Source organism: Desulfosarcina cetonica JCM 12296 (assembly GCF_001311845.1).
Lineage (GTDB): Bacteria > Desulfobacterota > Desulfobacteria > Desulfobacterales > Desulfosarcinaceae > Desulfosarcina > Desulfosarcina cetonica.
The window spans coordinates 1-3,489 of sequence record NZ_BBCC01000344.1; the positions used below are offsets into that span (position 1 = coordinate 1).

The 3,489-nt window shown below is 63.5% G+C and carries 6 protein-coding genes and 3 pseudogenes; all 9 read right to left on the reverse strand.

Annotated features, from left to right (window positions below; translation table 11 throughout):
• Nucleotides 1-251 (reverse strand): annotated as a pseudogene (locus JCM12296_RS40680) (hypothetical protein); the annotation flags it as partial.
• A complete protein-coding gene (locus tag JCM12296_RS40685; protein ID WP_172684242.1) occupies nt 137-430 on the reverse strand; it encodes a hypothetical protein in 294 nt (97 codons plus the stop codon). The gene JCM12296_RS40685 and the pseudogene JCM12296_RS40680, both read right to left, overlap by 115 nt.
• Before the next feature lie 7 nt (nt 431-437).
• A pseudogene (locus JCM12296_RS33435) lies at nt 438-872 on the reverse strand (guanylate kinase); the annotation flags it as partial.
• 148 nt (nt 873-1,020) lie between these two features.
• Nucleotides 1,021-1,305, reverse strand: coding sequence for a DUF370 domain-containing protein (locus JCM12296_RS33440; protein WP_054702286.1), 285 nt, complete (start codon nt 1,303-1,305; stop codon nt 1,021-1,023).
• A 28-nt stretch (nt 1,306-1,333) separates the two neighbouring features.
• Nucleotides 1,334-1,777, reverse strand: coding sequence for an endoribonuclease YicC domain-containing protein (locus JCM12296_RS33445; protein WP_422699214.1), 444 nt, complete (start codon nt 1,775-1,777; stop codon nt 1,334-1,336).
• A 30-nt stretch (nt 1,778-1,807) separates the two neighbouring features.
• A pseudogene (locus JCM12296_RS33450) lies at nt 1,808-2,214 on the reverse strand (YicC/YloC family endoribonuclease); the annotation flags it as partial.
• Nucleotides 2,211-2,804 (reverse strand): DUF4416 family protein, encoded by a 594-nt coding sequence (locus JCM12296_RS33455; RefSeq protein WP_054702283.1) that lies wholly within the window; start codon nt 2,802-2,804, stop codon nt 2,211-2,213. The pseudogene JCM12296_RS33450 and the gene JCM12296_RS33455, both read right to left, overlap by 4 nt.
• A gap of 28 nt (nt 2,805-2,832) precedes the next feature.
• A complete protein-coding gene (locus tag JCM12296_RS39435) occupies nt 2,833-2,997 on the reverse strand; it encodes a Trm112 family protein (protein ID WP_306304185.1) in 165 nt (54 codons plus the stop codon).
• Between the two features lie 37 nt (nt 2,998-3,034).
• Nucleotides 3,035-3,489: D-glycero-beta-D-manno-heptose 1-phosphate adenylyltransferase (gene rfaE2 / locus JCM12296_RS33460; RefSeq protein ID WP_083456762.1), on the reverse strand; the 455-nt coding region annotated here is incomplete at its 5' end.

Consider the following 3,489-nt stretch of genomic DNA (forward strand, 5'->3'; position numbering starts at 1 on the left):
CGTTGCCCCGGCGGCCCGATCCTTGGGCACCACCAGGCCATCGGCGCCACGCAGTGGGCCGTGCGCACGATGGCGCCCAGGTTGTGCGGATCGACAATGCTGTCCAGAATCACCAGCAGGCAGCCGCCGGTACCGGTCAGGTCAAGGGATTCCAGATCGTCCAGGGGCAGGGACGAAACCCGCATGGCCACCCCCTGGTGTTGGTCGCTGCCGCTGGCCTGACGCAGATCCTCGGGCGCAAGATACTCCACGGCAATGCCACGGGCCTCGGCAAGGCTGACGATCCGCCCTGGCGCTCGGAAGGCACCTTGCGGTCGATCAGCAGGGCATCGATCCGTCGGCGGTTGGCGATCAGCGCCTCCGTCACCGGATGAACGCCGTAAAGCACCTCCCGGCCTGGAGATGCCGGCCGGCGGGCACGGTGTTTCATGGGCATTTCAAGGGACCTCGCCCTTTAAAATGCCGACGAACCGTTCGATGGCCACCGGCAGGTCGTCATTCACCACCAGATGCCGGTAGTGCGCCTTGCGGGCAATCTCGGCGGCGGCATTGCGCAGGCGCTTCTCGATCACCGCGGCATCGTCCTGACCGCGGCGGACGAGCCGCTCGCGCAACGCCGCCAGGGAGGGCGCCATGATGAAAATTGTCTCCGTATCCGGGTAACGCGCAAGGATCTGCGCCGCGCCCTGGACGTCGATATCCAGGAGCACATCCCGGCCGGCGGAAAGATGGCTGTCGATGAAATCGGCCGAGGTGCCATAATAATTGTCGTGCACCTGGGCCCATTCGGCCCACTGCCCCGCGGCGATGCCCTGGCGGAAGGCCTCCGGGCTGACGAAGAAATAGTCGCGGCCTTCCAACCTCGCCGGGTCGCGGCGGACGCGTGGTCGTACTCACCGAGTAGACCAGGTCGGGCAACCGCTCGCGGGCCGCCTGACACAAGGTGCTCTTGCCGGCGCCGATGGGGCCGAGACCACGAAGAGTCGCCCCCGCCCCGCCGGCCCCGATGGCTGATCCGGGTCAACGGCTGTCTTCGGATTCATTGGCGCCCCCCTTCTCCTTTTTCAGATCCTCGTATCGCTGCGCCACGGTTTCGAATTGGATGGCGGACAGCACGATATGGTTGCTGTCCATGACGATAATGGCGCGGGTGCGCCGCCCCTGGGTGGCGTCAATCAGATGGCGTTGCTCGCGGGCCTCATCCTTAAGGCGCTTCATGGGCGAGGACGCAGGGGAAATGATCGCCACCACCCGTTCGGCCACCACCGTATTGCCGAAACCGATGTTGAGCAGTTTCTTTTCCATCGGCACCCGCCCGGAGAGGCCGTCGGGCTTATTCGACATTCTGAACCTGCTCGCGCAGCTTTTCCAGCTCCGACTTGACGGCCACGATCGTATGGGACATGGCCGCCTTGCCGGATTTGGCACCCATGGTGTTGAATTCGCGGTTGAACTCCTGCAACAGGAAATTGAGCGGCCTTCCGGCCGGCGCATCGTCGGCCATCAGGGACCGAAACTGCTGAATATGGCTCTTGGCGCGCACGATCTCCTCGGAAATGTCGCTGCGATCGGCCAAGAGGGCCGCCTCCTGGGAGATGCGGGTCTCATCGATCTCGACAATGCCGCGGGTCAGGGCCTCGATGCGCTCGACGAGCCGCTGGCGGGCCAGGGCGGGAACCTGATCGGCCTGGGCCTCAATCTTTGCCAGCATGACGGCGATGCCGTCCAGACGCTGCCGGAAATCCTCGGCCAGGTTGTCCCCCTCCACCCGGCGCATGGCATCCAGGTCGGACAAAGCGGCCGACAGGCACGGCAGCAGTTCCTGCCAGATGGCATCCAGGTCCTTTTCCGCCTCGACGGCCTGGATCATGCCGCCCGCCGCCAAAATCGTCTCCAGGGGAACCGGCGCGGTTCGGCCAAGGGCCTGGCTCAAGCCGTCCAGGGCCTGTTGATAGCCCGTGCGCGGGGCAGGTTGACCTCGAAGCGGTTGCCGGACTCGCCGTCATCCTGGATGTTCACGCGGATCTCCACCCGGCCGCGGGCCACGCGCTCGGCAATGACGGTTTTAATGCGCTCTTCCAGGGCCTCGTACCCGTGGGTCAGTTTCAGGGCCACATCCAGGTGACGGCTGTTGTAACTGCGCACCTCCACACGGAGGGTCAACGGCGCGGCCAGTCGTTCCGCGCGCGCATAGGCGGTCATGCTCTTGATCATGGTGGTTCCCTACCCTTGTTTCGACGGCAATCCGTCGCCGGCTGGTGCGGTTGGCCCATCGGCCGGTATTTTTTCAGATCCAACATATATTTATTTCGGACCAGGACTAAAAAGTCAATCATTCGCCGGTCGGCATAATCCGGGTAGGTCCATGGCAGGCTGCGAAAGCCGCCCTTCTGGAAAATCAGCGTCAGGTCGGCGTAAATGCCATCCCCGATGTAGATGCGGTGGGTGAAGTTCTTTCCCGTGGCCAACACGAAGCGCTCGGCCAAAAGGTAACCGGGATCGATGTTCACCCGGCGCTGGCCGTCCAGCGCATATTCGGTCTCGATGCCGTTGGTCAGCCGTTTGATCCCGGCCAGCCGGGTCTGGTCGATCAGCGGTTTGAACACCATCAGCCGGCGGTAAAGGGGCGCGCCCATCTCTTTTTCGTAGTAGCTGGTGAAATCGAAATCGAGCCAGGGGCTAACCATGTCCACAGCGCCCAGCCGATCCTGCAGTTTCCGGGCGATCGCGGCGGCCAGGGCCTGCTCTTTCAAGAAAAAGCCCACGATCAGTTTGGCGGGTTTGGGCGGTTGAGGACGGCTCATGGAGATCACGCTGTCGCTTAAGGTGTTGTCAGCGGCTTGGCTTCGTCGATGAGCATGATCGGGATATCGTCGCGGATCTCGTATACCAGCCGGCAGGCTCGCAAACCAGACCGTCTTGGGCCGCGTTGAGATGAATGTCCCCCTTGCACTTGGGGCAGGCAAGGATGTCGAGCAGTTCCGGGCTAATGGCCATGATGGTCTCCTTTTGCGCTGAGCTGGTTTTAGCTGAGCTAATTTTTGCTATCTGGGCCGTTGGCGGCCAGTTTGTGAGCGATGGCGGTAGTGCTGTGGCCGGGCAGAATCTCCACCAGGCGGACCGCGCCGCCATAGGCTTCGACGATTTCCCGGCCCACCACTTGATCGAGGCGATAATCGGCGCCCTTGACCAGGATGTCCGGCCGGAGCGCGCGGATCAGATTCAGGGGCGTGTCCTCATCGAAGAAAACCACCATGTCCACATCCGCGAGGGCACTTAAGATGGCGGCCCGGTCTTCGCCGGGAAGGATGGGACGGGCCTCACCCTTGAGCCGGCGGATGGAGGCGTCCGTGTTCAGGCCCACGATCAGTCGGTCCCCCAGGTGACGGGCCTGATGCAGCAGGCTCACATGACCGGGGTGCAGGAGATCGAAGCAGCCGTTGGTGAAGACGATGCGCTGGTCGGCCTGGCGCCAGCGGGAGAGGCGGG